Annotated in this window: 12 protein-coding genes and 1 pseudogene; 10 read left to right on the forward strand and 3 right to left on the reverse strand. The window is 70.6% G+C overall.

Annotated features, from left to right (window positions below; all coding sequences use genetic code 11):
- Positions 1 to 703, reverse strand: a 703-nt coding sequence (locus ALMP_RS26960; protein ID WP_264932922.1) for a hypothetical protein, incomplete at its 3' end; no start/stop codon positions are given.
- A 527-nt stretch (positions 704 to 1230) separates the two neighbouring features.
- Between ALMP_RS26960 and ALMP_RS26965 the strand changes: the two genes are divergently transcribed.
- The 8 genes from ALMP_RS26965 (at position 1231) to ALMP_RS27000 (ending at position 15943) form a co-directional block, all read left to right on the forward strand.
- On the forward strand, positions 1231 to 3198 hold the full coding sequence (locus tag ALMP_RS26965) for a tachylectin-related carbohydrate-binding protein (protein WP_264932923.1): 1968 nt from the start codon (positions 1231 to 1233) through the stop codon (positions 3196 to 3198).
- A 116-nt stretch (positions 3199 to 3314) separates the two neighbouring features.
- The gene (locus tag ALMP_RS26970; RefSeq protein WP_264932924.1) at positions 3315 to 6743 is read left to right on the forward strand and encodes a sialidase family protein; all 3429 of its coding nucleotides are present in this window, start codon (positions 3315 to 3317) and stop codon (positions 6741 to 6743) included.
- Positions 6744 to 7209: 466 nt separating this feature from the next.
- The gene (locus ALMP_RS26975) at positions 7210 to 8331 is read left to right on the forward strand and encodes a LacI family DNA-binding transcriptional regulator (protein ID WP_264932925.1); all 1122 of its coding nucleotides are present in this window, start codon (positions 7210 to 7212) and stop codon (positions 8329 to 8331) included.
- 395 nt (positions 8332 to 8726) lie between these two features.
- On the forward strand, positions 8727 to 10082 hold the full coding sequence (locus ALMP_RS26980; RefSeq protein WP_264932926.1) for an ABC transporter substrate-binding protein: 1356 nt from the start codon (positions 8727 to 8729) through the stop codon (positions 10080 to 10082).
- A gap of 1 nt (position 10083) precedes the next feature.
- Positions 10084 to 10962, forward strand: coding sequence for a carbohydrate ABC transporter permease (locus tag ALMP_RS26985; protein ID WP_264932927.1), 879 nt, complete (start codon positions 10084 to 10086; stop codon positions 10960 to 10962).
- A complete protein-coding gene (locus ALMP_RS26990; RefSeq protein ID WP_264932928.1) occupies positions 10959 to 11888 on the forward strand; it encodes a carbohydrate ABC transporter permease in 930 nt (309 codons plus the stop codon). The genes ALMP_RS26985 and ALMP_RS26990 overlap by 4 nt, the downstream gene beginning before the upstream one ends.
- 35 nt (positions 11889 to 11923) lie before the next feature.
- Complete coding sequence (locus ALMP_RS26995) at positions 11924 to 14074, forward strand: beta-galactosidase (protein WP_264932929.1); 2151 nt, start codon at positions 11924 to 11926, stop codon at positions 14072 to 14074.
- Between the two features lie 63 nt (positions 14075 to 14137).
- The gene (locus ALMP_RS27000) at positions 14138 to 15943 is read left to right on the forward strand and encodes an RICIN domain-containing protein (RefSeq protein WP_264932930.1); all 1806 of its coding nucleotides are present in this window, start codon (positions 14138 to 14140) and stop codon (positions 15941 to 15943) included.
- Between the two features lie 222 nt (positions 15944 to 16165).
- Here ALMP_RS27000 and ALMP_RS27005 read toward each other — a convergent pair whose 3' ends face one another.
- Both ALMP_RS27005 and ALMP_RS27010 read right to left on the reverse strand, forming a co-directional pair.
- On the reverse strand, positions 16166 to 16897 hold the full coding sequence (locus tag ALMP_RS27005; RefSeq protein ID WP_264932932.1) for a VOC family protein: 732 nt from the start codon (positions 16895 to 16897) through the stop codon (positions 16166 to 16168).
- 221 nt (positions 16898 to 17118) lie between these two features.
- Positions 17119 to 18219 (reverse strand): annotated as a pseudogene (locus tag ALMP_RS27010) (polysaccharide lyase family 1 protein); the annotation flags it as partial.
- Positions 18220 to 18615: 396 nt separating this feature from the next.
- Between ALMP_RS27010 and ALMP_RS27015 the strand changes: the two are divergent.
- Both ALMP_RS27015 and rsgA read left to right on the forward strand, forming a co-directional pair.
- Positions 18616 to 19425, forward strand: a complete 810-nt coding sequence (locus ALMP_RS27015) for an inositol monophosphatase family protein (RefSeq protein ID WP_264932933.1) — start codon at positions 18616 to 18618, stop codon at positions 19423 to 19425.
- Positions 19426 to 19475: 50 nt separating this feature from the next.
- Positions 19476 to 20531: a ribosome small subunit-dependent GTPase A gene (gene rsgA, locus ALMP_RS27020; protein ID WP_264933104.1), complete on the forward strand. Its 1056-nt coding sequence runs from the start codon at positions 19476 to 19478 to the stop codon at positions 20529 to 20531.
- The last annotated feature ends 27 nt before the right edge of the window (positions 20532 to 20558 follow it).

The raw sequence follows: 20558 nt of genomic DNA on the forward strand, positions 1-20558 counted from the left end.
TGACGCCGCCGGCCTGCGAGTCGAGCCAGAGGTCGGTCTCGGGAAGCACCTGCTGGTAAGCGACCCGGGCACCGTCGGCGGTGCCGGCCACGGCGGCGGCGCCGCTCAGCCCGTAGCCGAAGGACTCACCGGACGGCAGGGTGACGGAGGCGAGCTCCGCGGCGTCGGCCCGGCCGGCGAAGCGCAGGGCCACGGAGTCGGCGGCGTTCGCCCAGCCGCCGGTCTGCTCCACCAGCGCGCTGTCGATGGGCCGCCAGGTCCCGTGCTGGTCCCGGTAGTTGATCGGGTCGGTGGAGATCTCGCTGGTGCGGGTGCCGTCCTCGTTGGTGTAGGTCCGGCTGTGGGCGTCCCGCTCCGCGACGATCTCCTTGCTCGTCCTGCGGTCGTAGCCCTTGACCTGTGCGGGGGCCGGCGTGCTGACCTCGACCGTGTTCTTCCGGGCCGTGGGCCGGGCGGCGGGCGGGCTCTTCAGCGGGTACTTGGCGCGCAGGGACCGCGGCGCCTCGTCGTTGCGCGGGCCATCCGCGAAGTGGCTGAGCCCCTCGGCACTGCCCCAGCGCTGGCCGGGGCCCTTGGCGGCGGCCGGCTTCTCCGGGAAGAGGGGGAACCCCGCCCCGCCGATGGCGAGTGAACCGAAGGCGATGACCGCCGTCACGGCGAGGGCGATGGCCTTGCCCCAACGGGAACGCAGGAGTCTCGGCATCAGGAACTTGCGCGCGTGTCTCCGGTACGCCGGCACGGCCCCCCCAAGGGACGAACGGATGATCGGGGGGGAGCCTGACTGTTCGCCGGACTCGTTGTCGACTCATTGACCAGTCCATTCATCTGGGCGTTATCCCATCGTGATCACTGCCTCTCGACCCGAACACGGATTTCCCGTGCGCCACTTGCGACTCGGCCCCAGAGGGGGTTTCCACCGGCAGCCACGGCGGGCGAAACCCTGGGGGAACTGTGTTCAACACAGAGACACGGCGAATCCACGCGGCATTCATACGACACCCGGAGTCGGCCGACATCGCCGCGGCCCGATCACTGCCGACGGCTCGGGCGCACCCCACATTCGAGCGGCCGACAAGAGGAACGAGGTTCTTTTTGCCAGTTGATTTCCCGTCAATGACCAGCACAGATGGCTTGTTTGCTCCGTCGTTTACCTTCAAGATCCCTATCAGAGACCTTTGTTCACCTGGCAGAAACGGCAGCGTTCACCTTCGGACGCTTAACGTCCACGCCATGAACCGGATTTCAGCTCGCGCAGTCATCTCCGCCACCGCTCTGGCCACGGCCCTGACGACCGTGCTCCCGCTCACCGGCGCGCTGCCCTCCGCTCCCGCGTCGGCCGCCGTGTCGCTGACCTGCGGCGCGAACGGGGCGACGTACACCCTGGATTCCGCCGGCAAGCTCAACAGAACCGACATGCCGGACCCGGCGACCGGCAACGCCCTGCCCGCCAGCAGCACCATCGACACCACCTGGACCGGCTACGGCCACATGCTCGCCGGGCCCGGCGCGACCTTCTACGGCATCAAGTCGGACGGGCTGTACTACAGCCACCGGGTCAGCTCCACCAACACCTGGGACGTCCACCACCGGAAGATCAGCTCCAGCTTCACCGCGTTCCGGGCCGCCGACCGGATCGACGACATCACCATCGACCGCGGCGGCTACATCTGGACGCTCTCCGGCACCACCAACGACCTGCGCTGGTACCGCTACGACGCGGCCGCCAACGAGTTCGTCGAGGGCAGCGGCAAGATCGTCGACATGGGCTGGAACTACGACGCCATCTTCGCGGCCGACCGCGGGGTGATCTACGGCCGTGACGCGACCGACGGCAAGCTCTACCGCTCGCGCTACGACTACACCAGCCAGCGCTGGATCGAACGCCATGTGCTGGAGTCCTCCGCCGACTGGAGCGACACCAAGTTCATGCCGTCGTACGGCGGTGACACCCTGTTCCGTGTCAAGGGCGGCGGCGCGGTCACGTACTACCGCTTCGACGAGGACATCCGCGACTGGCCCGTCTACAACAAGCAGGTCGAGGCGTCCGGCTGGGCCGGCTTCGTCTCGGTCTCGGCGGGGCCCGACATCTGCCGGCTCAACGTCAACCACACGCCCGCCGCCACCCCGGTGGCGCTGGAGTCGTACACGCCCAACTCCGTCATGCAGGCGTCGGACGGCAAGCTGGAGCTCGCCTACACCGACAACATCGGCCGCCTGGTCCACGGCCGCACCGACCCGGCCGACATCAACGGCGCCCAGTGGACGGTGATCTCGGGCCAGGAGGCGTTCACCGGCCGGCCCTCGCTCTCCGAGCACACCGACGGCCGCGTCGTCGTCACCTCCCACAACACCTCCGGCAGCATCTGGCAGCGCAACCAGACCGCCAAGAGCTCCGCCGACTGGGGCAACTGGATCGACCTCGCGGGCGCCATGAAGCAGCACGCCGTCACCGGCAAGACCCCCAGCGGGCTGATGACCCAGTTCGCCCTCGACGCGAACGGCAAGCCCTGGTACCGCATCCAGCAGCGCGCCAACGTCGACTTCATGGGCTGGATGCCGCTGTCCGGCACCGGCTTCACCGGCCCCCTCACCGCCGTCACCGTGCGCGACGGCATCCAGCTCTTCGGCAAGAAGGCCGACGGCACCCTCGCCACCGCCCTCTTCAAGGAGGGAGGCACGCTCTCGGCGTGGACCGGCATGGGCACCCAGGCCATCGCCGGCCAGCCGTCCGTCGTCGTCTACCCCGGCTACCGCATACGCGTCTTCGGAACGGACGCGAACGGCAACGTGGTCACCGCCGCCCAGTCCGCCGAGGGCGGGGCGTACGGGGCCTGGGAGACCGTCGCCGGCATCACCGCGCAGGGCTCCCCCAGCGCCGTCATCTCCCCCCTGACCGGCCTCACCGAGATCGTCGTCCGCGGCACCGACGGCTACGTCCACAACACCGGCGAGACCGCCCAGGGCAGCGGTGTCTGGCGCGCCTGGCAGCAGGTGAGCTTCGAGTCCTCGGCCACCGAGCCGACCGCCTTCACCTACACCAACCCCACCGGCCCGACCTGGGCCTACACCTTCCGTACCTCCGACAACCAGACCCGCATCTACCAGGTCCAGCAGACCTCTTCGTTCAGCGCGATGCGCGCCGAGGCCGACGTGCCGGACTTCCAGGGCAGCGAGCTGCCCACCCCGCCGGCCGAGTGACCACACCCCAGAGGAGGCCGTGGCGGCCCGGCGGCCGCCACGCCCCGCCCCCGGCGCCGCCCGCCCCGCCCCGTTCGCTTCCGTCCCGGCACGGGGCGGGGCGGGGCCGGGCGGCCGTGCGCTTACGGCCGGCTCCTCACCACACGAGAAAGGTTGGCACCGCCCTGTTCCGGCTACCTGTACGCGGCCTCGGCGCCGCCCTCGTCACCCTGACCCTGACCCTCCTCGGAGCCGTCGCCCCGCCCGCCGCCGCGAGCGGCACACAGCTGTCGACGGACGGCCTCATCGGGACCGAACAGATCCTCTTCCGCTCCGGAACCGCCGGATACGGCTGTTTCCGCATCCCCACGATCGTCCGTACGAAGACGGGCGCGCTGCTCGCCTTCGCCGAGGGCCGCCGCTCGCCCTCCTGCGCCGACCGGGGCGCGATCGACATCGTCATGCGCCGCTCCACCAACGGCGGCCGCACCTGGGGCCCCGTCCGCGTGGTGCTCGCCGGCAGCGACACCGACCCGCTGACGCCCTACACGCGCGGCAACCCCTCCCCCGTGGCCGACCTGCGCACCGGCGACGTCCATCTGCTGTCCACGTCGGAACCGGCCGAGCCGGGCGGCAAACGGCTGCCGCGCGTCCAGCGCAGCACCGACGACGGGCTGACCTTCGGCGCGCCGAAGCCACTGCCGCGGCTGTCGAACCCGCAGGACGGCTGGTTCGGCACCGGCCCCGCGCACGGCATCCAGCTCAAGCGCGGCGACAAGGCAGGCCGGCTGGTGGTCGGGGCGTACGAGTCCCCGCCGCAGTCCGGTCAGGATCCCCAGCTCGTCGGGGTGCTCTACAGCGACAACGGCGACGAGTGGTTCGCGAGCGCCACGGCCGACTCCTTCGGGCCCGGGCTGCTGCCGGGCGAGCCGACCGTCGCCGAACTCGACAACGGGCACCTGTACATCAACGCCCGCAACAACAACGGTGCCGCGTCGTCCGGGCACCGGACGCACGCCGTCAGCACCGACTCCGGCGCGACCGTGCCCGCGCAGCAGATCGTGCCCTCGCTCACCACGCCCGAGGTGCAGGCCTCGGTGCTGGCGCTGGAGCAGACGTACCGGGCCACGCCCGGTGACACGCTCGTCCTCTCGGCGCCCTCGCACCCGACGGACCGCCAGAACATGCGGATCCGCTACTCCACGGACCGCGGCACGACCTGGCACGACGCCGCGCAGATCAACGCCAAGCGGGCCGGCTACTCGGACCTGGTGGAGCTGACCGACGGCGAGATCGGCCTGGTCTACGAGGGCGGCGACGGCTTCTCCGCGGCCAACATCTACTTCAACCGCTTCACCCCGGCGGCGGCCGGCGTGCCGGGCACCTTCACCGGCAAGGTGCACCCGCAGGCCTCCCCGGCCGCGGGCCGCACCACCCCTGACACGACGCTCAACGCCAACGACGCCCATCTCGCCGGGGGTTCGGCGCTCGGCGCCGGCCGCCTGGGCCAGGGCCTGGCCCTCGACGCCACCGGCGAGTACGCCGACCTGCCGTACACGCCGGAGATCGACCCGCGCGACGGCGACTTCACCTACTCGCTGTTCTTCAAGTACAAGGCGCAGCCCGGCGAGACCCAGCAGCGGGTGCTGATGTGGGCGTACGGGTACGGCGCGACGCAACCACAGGTGTGGGTGCGCGCCCAGCCCGGCCAGAACCGGCTGTACGCCTGGGTGCAGGGCACCGGCGGCGCCGCCTCCGTGGCCCTGACCGACCCCGGTCCGTCGACCGCCTTCGGCGACGACGCCTGGCACCATCTGACGCTGGTGCGCAGCGGCGGACGGATCACGCTGTCGGTGGACGGCACGTCCTCCGCGCAGGCCACCGGGGTGGCCGGGTCGGTCAGCGCCGACCGCGCCGCCGGTGTCGACGGGATCCGGCTCGGGGCCAAGCCCGACACCGCGGCCGGTGACCCCTTCAGCGGCGGCCTGGACGAGTTCCGGGTGTACCGCGGCGCGCTGACGGATGCCCAGCTCGCCGAGTTGCGCACGGGGAGCGAAGCCACCTCGGCGGACGCTCCGCTCGGGGCGCGGCTGCCGTTCCAGGTGATCGACACGGCCGACACGGCCGCGCTGACCACGGTCGCGATCGAGGACGACGTCTCGGGGCACTGCGCCGACGGCACGCTGCTCGGCGGGGTGCCCACCGAGGTGGCCGGCCGGGTGGGCAAGGGAGCGATCTCCGTCTCGGCGTCCCGTCCCGGTGTCCAGGTGCCGTATCTGCCGACCCTCGACGTCGGCTCCGGCGACTTCACCTACACCCTGTGGTTCCGGCACTCCCTGACCGAGACCGACGCGAACGCCGCGCTGCTGTGGGCCTACGGCTCGGTCTCCGGCGAGCCCTCGCTGTGGGTGCGGGCGCAGCCGTCCCAGCGGCGGCTGCTCGCCTGGGCGGAGACGCCCGCGGGCGCGGTGCAGGTGGCGCTGACCGACCCCGGCCCGTCGGCCGCCTTCGGGGACGGCGCCTGGCACCTGCTGGCGCTCACCCGCAGCGGTGGCACCCTGCGGCTGAGCGTGGACGGAACCGCGGCCGCCGAGGCGAGCGGACTGTCCGGTGCGCTCACCTCCACGGCGACGCCGGAGGGGCTGAGGATCGGCTCCAAGCCGGGCAACCTCGATGTGCTCACCGGCTCCCTGGACGAGGCGCGGCTCTACAAGCGCGCGTTCACGGCGACCGAGCTGACGAGGATCGCGCAGTCCGCCGTCGGCTCCGGTGGCGGCTACCCGGCCGACAGGCCCGCCCTGTCGTGGTCCATGGAGAACGGCCACACCGAGTCCCACCTGGTGGCCAGGCCGGCCGCGGGCCCGGCGACCCCGGACTCCTCGGTGCACTGCAACCACGCCTTCGTCCGAGGCGGAACCCAGCCCGCGGCCGCGGCGGGCGGCGGCAGGTTCGGCGCGGGGCTTCCCCTGGACGGCACGGACGACTCCGTCGAGCTGCCGTACGGCGCGGACGAGGCCCTCGGCTCCGGTGACTTCACCGTGGCGACGTGGCTGCGCTACACGGCCGGGCAGACGAGCGCCAACCAGGTCGTCTTCTGGGCGTACGGCGTCGGCGGCGCCGAGCGGCAGCTGTGGCTGCGGGCCCAGCCGGGCCAGGACCGGCTCGCCGCCGTGCTGCAGACCGACACGGCCACCACCACCGTCTACGCCGGCGACGGCAGCGCGGCCCACGCCTTCGGTGACGGCGCCTGGCACCATGTGGTGCTCCAGCGCTCGGGCGGGAAGCTGAGCCTGTCGGTGGACGGAGGACCGGCCGGCGAGGCCACCGCTCCGGCCGGCTCGGTGACGTACGAGGACGGCTTCGCCGTGCTCAATCTCCACCTGGGGGCCAGACCGGACGGCGCCGACCGGCTCAAGGGCTCCCTGGACGAGTTCCGCCTGGTGCGGCGCGCGCTGACGGCGGAGGAACTGACCGCCCTGCGCACCGCCAACGCGGACACCGGGACGGCCACCACCGTCCGGCTTCCGTTCGAGACACTGTCCCCTCTGCCGTACGCCCGGATGTGAGCCGCACCCACCGGACGTCCTGAGGACCCGCGCGACCCCCGCCGCCGGCCGGCGGACAACACCGCCCGGCCGGCGGCGGCACACCGGTTCCACACGGTGTGTGCGGGCGTCGCTCCCGGCTTCCGCCGAGGCCGCTCACGGGGGCGATCTCGGCGATGCGGGCCAGGTCTTCGGCGGTCAGTGTGAAGTCGGCGGCCGCGGCGATCTCCGACTCTGCTGCCAGGCGACGAGGCCGGCGGTGAGGGCGAGCACGAGGAGGGCTGACAAAGTGATTTTGAGGGTGCGCAGGCGCCGGACGGTACGCGCCGCAGCGCGCTCTTCCCTGTCACGCGCGGTTCGTCCGGAGTTACGAATGTGTTCCAGGCTCTTGACGTCCCTCGTCTGACTGCGTAGACATGGCTGCGCAGTCAGACAGCGCAGTCAAGCCAACTCGGCCGACGTCGGCGCATGATCATCGGGAGACACCATGACGCGAGGGGAAGGACGGGGCGGCGGCTCCGGCGCACCGCGCAGTGTGGACGTGGCCCGGCTGGCCGGTGTTTCGCAGAAGACGGTGTCCCGGGTCTTCAACAACGAGCCGTACGTCTCCGCCGACGTACGCAGGCGCGTCCTCGAAGCCGCCGAAGAACTCGGCTACCGGCTCAACAACGCCGCGCGCGCCCTGGCGTCCGGACGTTCCCGGTCCATCGGGGTCGTGACGTTGGGAACCGCGCTGTACGGGCCCGCCTCACTCCTTATGGGAGTCGAGCGCGCCGTCAGGGACACGGGATACACCCTGCGGGTGGTCAACACCATGGAGGGTGACCCCGCCGGAACCGGCGGGGCCGTCGACTCGCTCCTCGACCAGGGCGTGGACGGCATCGTCATCTCCGAGCCGATCGACGACGGGCAGGACGGAGAGCTCGCGACCCGTGTCGACATACCGGTCCTCGTGCTGGGCGCCCCACCATTGTCCGGGCCGAAGGCACTGGCCGCCGGGGTCGGCGCGGCCGCGATGGCACACGCCGCCACCCAGCACCTGCTGGACCTGGGGCACGAGACGGTCCATCACGTCTCCGGTCCGCAACGGTGGTTCGCCGCCCGGGACCGGGTGACGGGCTGGCAGTCCGCGCTCGCCGAGAACGGCAGGCCGGTGCCCGCTCCCATCGAGGGAGACTGGTCAGCGTCCTCCGGCTACGCGGCCGGCCGCGAACTGGCCGCTGTCGCAGAGATGACCGCGGTCTTCGCCGCCAACGACGACATGGCGATCGGCCTCATCCGAGCGCTGACCGAGGCCGGCCGACGCGTGCCGGACGATGTCAGCGTCGTCGGCTTCGACGACATCCCCGTAGCGGCCTATGTGACGCCACCTCTCACCACGGTGCGTCAGCCTTTCGACGTCGTGGCGCAAGAGGGAATCAAACGCCTCGTGCACCTCATCGAGAGTCCTCAGGCGGATCCCTTGCCCGCGAGTGATCCGCCGATCGACCTCGTGGTCCGTGCCTCGACAGCTCCCCCACCCACCCGGACGCCGACAGGGCACACCCGCCGTCGGCGCGGGGGCCCACACCATCCGGCCCCGGACACAGGCACCTCCATGCACGACTGACCAGCCCCGACGAAACCCTTCGCCGCCCGGCACGGGATCGCAAGGCGAGCCGCCGCAGATCCCCTGCCCCACCGTCCGCGCCCAAACGGCGTCCCCCAGTGCGTGGAAACCCCGTCGCACGGCAGACGCGTCCCCTCTCCCCTCACAGCGCGGCCGATACGCGGGTTCGCCGCAGAAGTTCCCCGTCCCGTCCCCTTCCCCCGGCGGTCTCCTTCCCTCTCGACAGGGACGTCCCCCGAGGGCAGGGCACTGGGACGCTCATCCGGCCAGGGCCATCTCTGTGCCCCTTGCCGGCTCACTCGAGCCCTCCCTCTCGTTCCGCACGCCTCAACCGGGCGCGCCTCCACCCTTGCCACCGGCGGGAGTCCACCATGTCCACATCCAGCCCTTCACCCATGAGCCGTCGGCTCTTCCTCGCCACCACGGGGGCCCTGTCCCTCGGCGCCGCCCTCACCGCCTGCGGCGGCGGTGACTCCGGCGGCGCGTCCGGCGCCGCGGAGCCGGTCAGCCAGGCCGACATCGACAAGGCGATGAAGACGCCGACCCAGCTGACGTTCTGGACCTGGGTCCCCGACATCGACCAAGAGGTCGCGCTCTTCGAGAAGAAGTACCCCGCGATCAAGGTCAAGGTCGTCAACGCCGGTCAGGGCGTTGCCCACTACACCAAGCTGCGCACGGCTCTGAAGGCCGGCACCGGCGCTCCGGACCTCGCGCAGATCGAGTACCAGGCGATCCCCACCTTCACGATCACCAGCAGTCTGCTGAACCTGGCACCGTACGGCGCCTCGGCGCTCAGGGAGCGGTTCGTGGACTGGACGTGGGGTCAGGTCAGCGGTCCTGACGGTGAGGTCTGGGCCATACCGCAGGACACCGGCCCGATGGGCATGCTGTACCGCAAGGACATCTTCGACAAGCACGGCATCCAAGTGCCCGCGACCTGGGACGAGTTCGCGGCGGCGGCGCGCAAGCTCCACCAGGCTGACCCCGACGTCTACCTGACCAACCTCGCGGCGAACGAGCCCGCCGCCTGGCACGGTCTGCTGTGGCAGGCGGGCGCCGAACCGTATGCGACTTCGGGCAAGAGCACCCTCTCCATCAGTGTCGACGACGCCGTCTCCAAGAAGCTGGGCACGTACTGGGGTGGGCTCGCGAAGGAAGGCGTCATCAGCACCGACCCGGACTTCACCGACGGCTGGTACGCCGGGTTCAACAAGGGCAAGTACGCCACCTGGCTGACCGCCGCTTGGGGACCGGCCTTCCTCTCCGGCTCCGCCAAGTCCACCACCGGCAGGTGGCGGGCGGCCCCGCTACCGCAGTGGGACGCCGCCAAGCCGGTCTCGGGCAACTGGGGCGGCTCCACGACCGCGGTCATCAAGTCCACCAAGAACGCCATCGCCGCGGCGCAGTTCGCCCAGTTCCTCAACAGCGACCCGGCCAGCACGAAGATGTTCGCCACCAAACAGCTCTTCTTCCCGGCCACCAAGTCCCTGCTCTCGGACGCCGAGTTCACCGGCGACACCCCCTCCTTCTACGGCGGCCAGAAGGTCAACCAGGTTTTCGCCGACATCAGCTCCACGGTCCCCACCTCGTTCCAGTGGCCCCCGTTCCTCGACCAGGCGGCCACCGACTGGACGGAGACCGTCGGCAAGTCCCTCGCGGACCGGTCCGACACGAACGCCGCCCTCGACACCTGGCAGTCACGGCTGACCACGTACGCCAAGGGCCAGGGCTTCACCGTCAAGGGGAGCTGAGATGGCCGCCGTACGCCGGCAGCGGTCTGCGGGGCCGCTGTTCGTCGCCCCGTTCCTGATGCTGTTCCTCCTGCTCTTCCTCGCCCCGCTCGGCTACGCCGCCTACCTCAGCCTCTTCCAGGAACGCCTGATCGGCGGCACCGTCTTCGTCGGCCTCGACAACTACGTCCAGGCCCTCGGGGACTCCCAACTCCTGCACGGCATCGGCCGCGTGGCCCTGTTCTTCGTCATCCAGGTCCCGGGGATGCTGCTGCTCGCGCTGCTGTTCGCCCTCGCGCTCGACAGCGGGCTGCTGCGGCTGGCCCGCGTGATCCGGCTGGGCATCTTCGTGCCGTACGCGGTGCCCAGCGTGGTCGCCGCGCTCATGTGGGGCTATCTGTACGGCCCGGACTTCGGCCCGTTCGCCCAGCTGAGCCGGAACCTGGACCTGCCGGTCCCCCGCTTCCTCAGCGACGGCTGGATGCTCGGCAGCCTGGCCAACATCGTGACCTGGGAGTTCGTGGGCTACAACATGATCATCCTGTACGCCGCCCTGCGCACGATCCCGACGGAGCTGTACGAGGCCGCCGCGATGGACGGGGCCGGCGCCTGGCGGATCGCCTGGTCGGTCAAACTGCCCGCGCTCCGGCCGGCGTTGATGCTCACGCTGCTCTTCTCCGTGATCGGCAGCTTCCAGCTCTTCAACGAGCCGAGCCTGCTGATGAAGATCGCCCCGGACGTCATCAGCAGCTCCTACACCGCCAACCTCTACGCCTACTCCCTCGCCTTCACCGGCCAACAGGTCAACTACGCGGCCACGGTCTCGTTCCTCCTCGGCCTGCTCATCGTGATCGTCTCCTACGGCGTCCTGCTCACCGCGAACCGCAGGAGGACGCCGTGACCACCACCACTCCCCCTCCCGTCGTCGCGGCGACGGCGCAGGACTCCCCGCGCCCAGCCCACCCGGCACGACGCAAGGCCCGTCGCAGCACCCCGCTCACCATCGCCATGCTGGCGGCCCTGGCCTACTTCCTCCTCCCTCTGTCCTGGCTGCTCATCGCCTCGACCAAGAGCACCCAGGACCTGTTCAACAGCTTCGGCCTGTGGTTCTCGGACACCCCGCAACTGCTGGCGAACATCAAGCAGACCCTCACCCAGGACGACGGCGTCTTCGTGCGCTGGCTGCTCAACACCGTGCTGTACGCCGGGGTCAGCGCGGTCGGCGCCGCGCTGCTCGCGGCCGCCGGCGGATACGGCTTCGCCAAGTTCCGCTTCCGCGGCGACCGCCTCGCCTTCAACCTGGTCCTCGGCGCCGTCATGGTGCCGGCCACCGCGCTGGCGATCCCGACCTATCTGCTCTCCGCGAAGGCGGGCCTGGTCAACACCCCGTGGGCCGTCATCCTGCCCTCCCTCGTCAACCCGTTCGGCCTCTACCTGATGCGCATCTACGCGGCCGACGCCATCCCGGACAGTCTGCTGGAGGCCGCCCGCATCGACGGTGCGGGCGAGACGAAGATCTTCTTCCGGATCGCCCTGCGGCTGCTGGCGCCGGGCCTGGTGACGGTCCTGCTGTTCACCCTGGTGGCGACCTGGAACAACTACTTCCTGCCGCTGATCATGCTCAACGACACCAGCCTCTATCCGATCACGGTCGGCCTGTCCTCCTGGGCCGCGCAGGCCCAGAACGGCGGAGGTGGCGCCAACAGCGACATGCTCGCGCTCGTCGTCACCGGCTCGACGCTCTCCATCGTGCCCCTCGTCGTGGCCTTCCTCCTGCTCCAGCGCTACTGGCAGAGCGGCCTGGCCGCCGGCGGCGTCAAGCAGTAGCCCGACCCTCTCCCCCTTCTTCGGAGGTTTCCTTCATGGCGGCTCTGCCTGCCCGCGTTCTGTTCGGTGCCGCGTACTACCACGAGTACACGCCCGCCTACGACCCTGACCTGCGGTCCGACGAACGCCTCAAGACCGACCTCGACCTGATGGCCGAGGCGAACTTCACCGTCATCCGGGTGGGCGAGTCGGTCTGGTCGACCTGGGAGCCGCAGAACGGGACGTTCGACCTCGACTGGCTCCAGCCGGTGTTGGACGGCGCCCACGAACGCGGCATCGCCGTCATCCTCGGCACCCCGACGTATGCCGTGCCGCCCTGGCTGGCCCGTCAGTACCCGGAGATCACGGGCGAGCGGCGCACCGGTGAACGCATCGGCTGGGGCGCCCGCCAGGAGGTCGACTTCACCCATCCCGCGTTCCGGTTCCACGCCGAGCGGGTCATCCGCAGGATCGCGGAACGGTACGCCGACCACCCGGCGGTCGTCGGCTGGCAGGTGGACAACGAACCGGGCCTGCATCTCTTCCACAACCACGGCGTCTTCCAGCGCTTCGTCGACCACCTGCGTGAGAAGTACGTCGACGTCGAGACGCTCAACGAGGAGTGGGGCCTGGTCTACTGGTCGCACCGCCTGTCCACCTGGGCCGACCTGTGGACCCCGGACGGCAACGAACAACCCCAGTACGACGTCGCCTGGCGGGAGTTCCAGGCCCACCAGGTCACCGAGTTCATCGGCTGGCAGGCCGACATCATCCGCGAGTACGCCTCCCCCGAGCAGTTCGTCACGACGTGCATCTCCTACACCCGCCAGGGCGTGGAGGACGACGAGATGACCGACCGTCTCGACATCGCCTCCGGCAACCCCTACTACGACATGCAGGACGGGTTGCTGCTGCCCGACCCCACGCCCGAGGAGCATGAGCAGGTCTGGAAGACCACCGGCGTGTGGTCGATGTACCAGACCGCCGACTGGATGTTCTCCTCCCGGCAAGCGCCCTTCCTGGTCACCGAGACCAACGCGAACTCCATCGGCTTCGCCTGGGACAACCGCCCGGGGTACGACGGCCAGTGGCGTCAGGCGGCCTGGGCGCATGTCGCACGCGGTGCCCGGATGATCGAGTACTGGCAGTGGCAGACGCTGCGCTTCGGCGCGGAGACCTACTGGGGCGGTGTCCTGCCGCACAGCGGGCAGCCGGGGCGCACCTACGCCGAACTTGCGCGTCTGGGTGCGGAGTTCGGCAAGGCGGGCCCGCTCGTCGCCGGGCTCGAACCGGACGCCGACATCACCCTGGTCCACTCGACGCCGAGCAAGTGGCTCATGCAGAAGTACCCACCGCTGGCCAGGCCGGACGGCGAACCCGACCCGGCCGCCTACCACCGCATCGTCGACCCCTTCTACCGCGGCGCCTTCGACGCCGGCCGCCAGGTCCGCATCGTCCACGCCCGCCAACTGCACGACCCGAGCGGACAGCGCGAGGGACTCACGCCCCTCGAAGCCGCCTCCCGCCATCCCGTCCTCGTCGTGCCGGCGCTGTATCTCGCCGCGGACTCGACCCTCGACTGGCTGGCCGACTACGCGCAGGTGGGCGGCCACTTGGTCCTCGGCCCGCGCACCGGATACGCCGACCAGGAGGCCAGGGCCCGGCACGAACCGGCACCGGGACGCCTGGCGGCAGCGGCGGGAGTCAGTTATGACGAGTTCAGCAACCTCACGCACGACGTGCCCGTCCGCGCGGTGGCCGGCGGCCCGCTCGAATCGGCCGCGGACACGACCGCCACGCGCTGGATCGAATGCCTCACGGTCTCCGACGCCGAGGTGATGGCCACCTACGACCACCCCCACTTCGGACGCTGGCCCGCCCTCACCACCCGCCGTCACGGCGCCGGCCGCATCACCTGCGTGGGCACCGTACCCGGCCGCGAACTCGCCCGGGCCCTCGCCGCCTGGCTGGCCCCTGCCCCACGCAGCGGCTGGCAGGACCTGCCCGCGTCCGTCACCGCGACGACCGGCACCTCCCCCGACGGACGCCACGTCCACGTCGTGCACAACTGGAGCTGGGAGCCCGCCACCGTGCCGGCCCCGACGGATCTCATCGACCTCCTGGACGACCGACACGCACCGGCCGGCACCGCGCTGGAGCTGGGCCCGTGGGACGTACGCGTGCTCGTGGCCGACCACATCGCCTGACATCCCATCACCCGCAACCGAGGAACCCGGGCATCACCACGGTCATCCCGAGAAGGAGCAACCATGCACAGAAGACGGTTGGCGAAGGGTCTGGGAGCCTTCGCCGCGGTGTCGGCCATGCTGGCCATACCCGCGTCCGGAGCGCAGGCGTACAACCCGACGGGCGGAACCCTGTACCAGCTCGGCAGTGAACCGTGTCTGAAGGGACGCGGCAACTGCGCGGTCTACCCCAAGTCGGCGCAGCTGCCGAGCGGACGTCTGGTCGCGGCGTTCGAGAGGTCCACCGTCGTCTCGGCGACGGGAAGCGCCGACCGGCAGACCCTCCCGGTCTACCGGAGCGACGACGACGGCACCTCATGGCAGCCGCTGTCCGAGGTCAGGGCGCCCGCGTACATCTCCGACGACCCCCGGTACGCGCGGTACACCAGCAACTGGACCAACCCGTACCTCTATGTCCTGCCCCAGGACGTCGGAGACCTGAGGCAAGGCACCCTGCTCCTGGCGACCGTGGTGTCGGGGGACGACGAGTACTACCGGGAGCACAAGGCGGCCGACCCGAACTGGACGCCCACCAACGACGGCGACCGCAGGGACTTGGCGATCGCCCTGTACTCCAGCGCCGACGAAGGCGCGACATGGAACATCCTCAACATCGTCGCCACCGGAGGCTGGCAGGGTGGCAGCGCCGGAGCGGTCGGGCAGAACATCGCGAACGCCAACACGAACAGGCAGGTCGACCCGCTCTGGGAGCCCTACCTGATGGTCCACAGAGGCCAGCTCGTCTGTTACTACTCCGACGAGAACGACTACATCGGCTTCAACGCGACCACCGGCGTCCCGACCCTCGACCCGGCCAACGACACCGCCCCGGACTCGCAAGGCCAGATCCTCGTGCACAAGACCTGGGACGGCCGCAGCGCGAACTGGAGCTCTCCCGTCGTCGACATCGCCGGCCTGACCCAGGACATGGGCGGTGGGAAGACCGAGATCGGCGGCGGCCGGCCGGGCATGACGAACGTCGTCCGCACGACCGACGGCAAGTGGATGATCACTTACGAGTACTGGGGCGGCGGAGCCAACACCAGATACCGGATCGCCGACGACCCGCTCAGGTTCTTCACCGGTTCGGCCACCGGCACGGGGGTCAACTCACTGCCGGTCGACACCGGTTCGCGGACGCTGTCGATGAACGGCAGCCCGGTGATCATCAGGCTGCCCGGTGGCCGCCTGGTCTACAACGCCGCGGGCAGCGGCAACGTCTGGGTCAACGAATCCGGACGCAGCGACGGCACCTGGAAGGAGTACCAGACCACCTCCCAGGCCGGCTACAGCCGCAGCCTCCAGTACGTCGAGGGAACGGGCCGCATCTCGATCCTCAACAACCAGGGCACCTCGACGCTCAGATTCGCCGAGGTCGATCTCGGCGACACCGAGGGTGCCTACTACCAGTTGGTGAATCGCAGAACGAACCAGGTGATCGGTACTGGGAACAGGACCAACGACGCCAACATCGGCAACGGCGACGTTCCCGACGTCCGGCTGGAGGCCCCCGGCTCGGCGGCGAACCCGGACACCCAGTTCTGGCACCTGACGACGGAACCGAACGGTGGCGTCACGCTGCTGAACAAGGCGGGCGGACGCGCGGCGGCCATCTGGACGGGGAACGCGACGGTCGGTCAGAGGATCGGGCAGTGGGTCGACAACAGCAGCACCGGCAGCTGGAACCTCGTCAGGACCAGTGACGGCTTCTACCGGCTCCAGTCCGTCAGGAACACCAGCCTGTATCTGACGGGCGCGACCGCCGGAGCGCCACTCACCCTGCAGAACTCGGTGTCGGACGGCTCGCAGGACTGGGAGCTGGTCCGGTGACCCTGGTGCCACCCGGAGCCTGACGAGGCCGATGCGGTGGACCCGATCGCCTCGAGCGCGATCGGGTCCACCGCCATGCACCGGTTCGGCGACACGACCTGGCGACGCGGTCAGGCCGCCGACCCTGCCGGCACTCCGACTTCCTTGCTTACGGCGGGAGTGACCTCGTTCGCGAGGAGCTCGATGGACTCGTGGACCATCCGCGATGGCATGCCAGGGCCGTCACCGTACGCGCGGCCCACTGCATCGGCCCAGAGGATGGACTCGGAACGGCAGTCCCTCCGGGCTGTGCACGGTCAGGACGGAGTGGCCGGTCTCCTGGGTCCAGGTGGCGGCACCCCGGCCTGCGTCCTTCACACGGGAGAAGACGCCGTCCAGGTCATCGACGCCGATGGAGAGTACCCACTGCGGGGCAGCGACGGTTTCGCGCGTCGTGACGAACTCGGCCGCCTGCAGAGGAGTACCCGTGACCCTGTGGTAGAAGTCCCGGGCCCGGTCCGGTCGGTCGCAGGCCAGGACCATGTGGTGGGGGGCGCCCGCCGTGCGGGGTGGGAACGTCCATCCGGTGAACCTGTGGGGCTGCCACAGGGAGAAGGCGGCACCCACCGGGTCGATCAGCGTCGCCATACGGCCCTGATCACTCGCGTCGAAGGGAGGCACGACAAGACGCGCGCCGTTCGCCGTCGCCGCTTCGGTGCGGCCGTCGACGTCGTCGACCGCCAGGTAGTAGGCGACGTGAGCGGGCGTGTTCGCGGGGTAGACCGGGTTCGCGAGGTTGCTGACGCCGCCGATCAGGTGGCCGTCGACGGTTATCTTGGTGGCCTGGCGCCAGTCCTCCTCGTCCACCGCGAAGCACCAGCCCAGTGCCTCCGACAAGAAGCCCGCGGTGCCGTCCTCGTCACCGGTTTTGAGGTCCATCCAGCAGAATTCGTACAACGAACCAAGGGTGGTCATCGTATTCACCTTGCCTTCCGGGAGCTGGGTATCGGCTCTCGGGGCGACCGCGCAAGCGGGTATCGGCTGGGCGCCGTGCGCCACGGGTCAGCGCCCGTCCGGCCACCGACGGCAGCGCGGGGCGCCGTTCACCGAAGAAGGCCGAGGCGCAGCTCACCCGACCGACGAGTGACACACCGCCAGGGTCGTGATCAGCAGGACGCTCGTGATCAATGCATCTAGCACCTGCCGTCCGACACCTGAAGCCCCTTGCCCGCGCCCGCCGTCCGGCTCACGATGTTCGGTACGCAGGCGGTCGCGTCGAGGGTGTGGGAGTAGGGGATGGCGACCGTGGTGGTGGACTGCGGGTTCGGGCCGGCCGGGCGGTTCTCGCTGCCGGGGGTCGACCAGGTCACGTTGTCGAAGATGTTGCCGCCGACCTGCCAGTACCCGACGGCGTCGGTGTAGAAGGTGCCCAGGACGTCCTTGGAGTCCTCGAAGTAGTTGTTGTCCACCTTGGCCTTCGCGCCGGCCCGGGAGTTGATGCCGGACTCGTTCAGGCGCAGGTAGTGGTTGTTGTACATGTGCGCCGTGCCGCCACGCAGCAGAGGGGCCCGGGAGTCGATGTTCTCGTACCGGTTGTGGTGGTACGTGATGAAGCCGTTCGAGCGGTCGCTCTCGCTGTTGCCGACGAGGCCACCGCGGCCGGAGTCGCGCAGCACGCTGTACGAGAGGGTCACGTACTGGGTGTTGTCCTTCAGGTCGAAGAGGCCGTCGAAGCCCTCCGGTTCCCCGCCCGACGCCTCCAGGGTGGTGTGGTCGACCCAGACGTTGCGGACGTTGCGCTCCATGCCGATGGCGTCACCGCCGTTGGAGGTGGGCGAGCCCGACTTCTTGACGTTCCGGACGGTCACGTTCTGGATGATGATGTTCGTGGCTTCCCGCAGGTGGATGCCCACCTGGTCGAAGACGGCGCCACTGCCGACGCCGACGATCGTGACGTTGCTGACCTTCTTGAGTTCGATCACGCCGTCGGCGGTGTCGCAGCTGCCGCCCGACACCTTCTTGGTGTTGCCGTGGTTGATGGTCCCCTGGACCTCGATGACGATCGGCGTGCTGGTGGCGGCCCGGCCGCACAGGGCCGCGTGGATCGCGGTTCCCGTGGTGGCCCGTACCGTCCGCCCGCCCGCGCCGCCGGTGGTGCCGCCGTTCTGGGTCGCGTAGCCGGTGACGCCGCCGGTGGCCGCCGACGCCTCGGACACCGGCAGAACCGTGCCGGTCGCGGCGGCGAGGCCCGTCACGGCCAGGGCCGCGCGGAGTCGCAGTGCGACTGATCGCCTCATCTTGTCTCCCCCTTCGCCTTCGCATGCTGGGTGGTGACCTGCCGGCCTTGGACGGCGGCGGGTTGCGGCGACGATGCGGTGGGTTCGAGAACGTGAACGGCCCTGGTGGCCGGATCTGGCATCGCAGCCGGAGAAAGCCCTTTCCGTGCTTTCCAGGGAACGTAAGGGGCTTGCCGAGAACACGTCAATAAGCGTGTACTTGATCGTTAGTCACGCATGTGAACAGAAGCGCTCTCCGTCAACGGCGGCTGCGCGCTCCCTGGCGTCGGCAACTCCCCTGAGCGGAGGGGAGCCGATGACCCCGTGGGCCGGTCCGGGCGTGCGGCTGTTGATCTCTCCGGTCCGTTCGGGGATCGTTGCGAATGCCCCGTCGGCGCGAGTAGGTGGTGAAGAGCTGTGATCGGGCATGACCTGGAGGTCGCTCTGCGGTGGGCCGTGGAACTGGCCGAGTGGGCCTCACGGACGATCCGCGACGGGAACGCGGGAGCCGGGGGGCCCGTCCGGCAGAAGGCGGGCCCGGCGGACATCGTCACCGACACGGACGAGGCGGTGGAGAGACACGTACGGTCCGTGCTGCGGCGGGAGTTCCCCGGCTGGGGGATCGACGGCGAGGAGTACGGCGTGGAGCAGGGCGCGCCGAACGCGCCGCACTGGCTGATCGACCCCGTGGACGGCACCACCAACTACGCCCACGGACTCGGCTGGTGCTCCTTCTCGCTGGGCCTGGCCGAGCCGGACGGCACCCCGTTGCTGGGCGTGGTGGCGGACCCGTGGCGGGGTGAGGTGTTCACCGCGGTCCGGGGCGGCGGCGCGCATCTGAACGGGGTCCCGATCCGGGCGGCGGACCATACGACGCTGACCGGCCACGTCTTCCTGACGGAGTGGGCGGCGCACGCGCACTGGCCCGGCCTCGACGCCCTGCTCGCCGAACTCGCGGCCCGCCACTGCACGGCACGCGTCATGGGCTCGACCGCCCTGTCCCTGGCGCAGGTGGCGGCCGGCCGGGCGACGGCCACGGCGATCGGCGCGTTCCACCCGGTGGACGGCCTGCCGGCGCTGCTCATCGCGACGGAGGCGGGCGCGGTCGCGATGCCGCCGCTGCCCGCGTACGACGAGCCGCTGCTGCTGGCGGCGCCGGGCGCGGCGGCGGAGGCCGCGGAGGTGTGGCGTGCGACGGTCGCTCGCGAAGGGGCCGGATCCCGGTGACCCCCGCGTCCACTGCCTCCCATCCGCTCCACCGCTATGGCTGGAACGACATGGTCGCGAGCGCGTTCGCGCCCTACGAGGCCGACGGTCTGCGGCCCGGCCGGGTCGTGCGGGTCGACCGCGGGGGCTGCGAGGCCGTCGTCGCGGACGAGGACGGCCGGGTCCGGTCCGTCCGCGCGGGCACCGGGCCCGTGGCCTCCCGTGATCCGCTGGACAACCCCTGCACCGGCGACTGGGTGGCGGTCGACCCGGGCCAGCGGGTCGTCCGGGCGCTGCTGCCGCGGCGCACCGCGTTCGTGCGCGCCGTCTCCTCGCAGCGGTCCGACGGGCAGGTCCTGGCCGCCAACATCGACCAGGTGCTCATCGCCGTCTCCCTCGCCGACGAGCTGGACCTCGGGAGCGTCGAGCGTTTCCTCTCCCTGGCGTGGGAGAGCGGCGGGCAGCCGGTGGTGGTCCTCACCAAGGCCGATCTGGTTCCCGACCCGGTGACGCTGTCCTACCTGGTGCAGGACACGGAGGCGGTGGCGCCCGGGGCACGTGTGCTGTCCGTGAGCGCGGCCACCGGGCAGGGCATGGACACGCTCGCGGGCCTCATCGGTGAGGGCGCGGGCACGGCCGCCCTGCTCGGCCGGTCCGGTGCCGGGAAGTCCACCCTCGCCAACGCGCTGACGGGGACGGAGGCGCAGCGGGTCGACGCCACGCGGGACCGTGACGGCAAGGGACGGCACACGACGACGACCCGCGATCTGCTGCCGTTGCCCGGCGGCGGGGTCCTGATCGACACACCGGGGCTGCGCGGGGTGGGGCTGTGGGACGCGGACAGCGGTGTCGCCCGGGCGTTCACGGACGTCGAGGCTTTGGCCGAGGAGTGCCGTTTCCCGGACTGCTCGCACGACACGGAGCCCGGATGCGCGGTGCTCGCGGCGGCCGAGGAGGGGATCCTGTCCCCGCGGCGGCTGGAGAACTACCGCAAGCTGCTCCGCGAGAACGAGCGGATCGCCGCCCGCAGCGACGCCCGGCTGAACGCGGAACTCCTGCGGAGCTGGAAACAGAAGAAGGCGCTGGGCCGCCACATGATGGAACGCAAACGCGGCCCCGGGCAGTGAGGTCGTCGCGTGCGTCTTCCCGCCCGC

The sequence above is a fragment of the Streptomyces sp. A012304 genome (assembly GCF_026008495.1).
Lineage (GTDB): Bacteria > Actinomycetota > Actinomycetes > Streptomycetales > Streptomycetaceae > Streptomyces.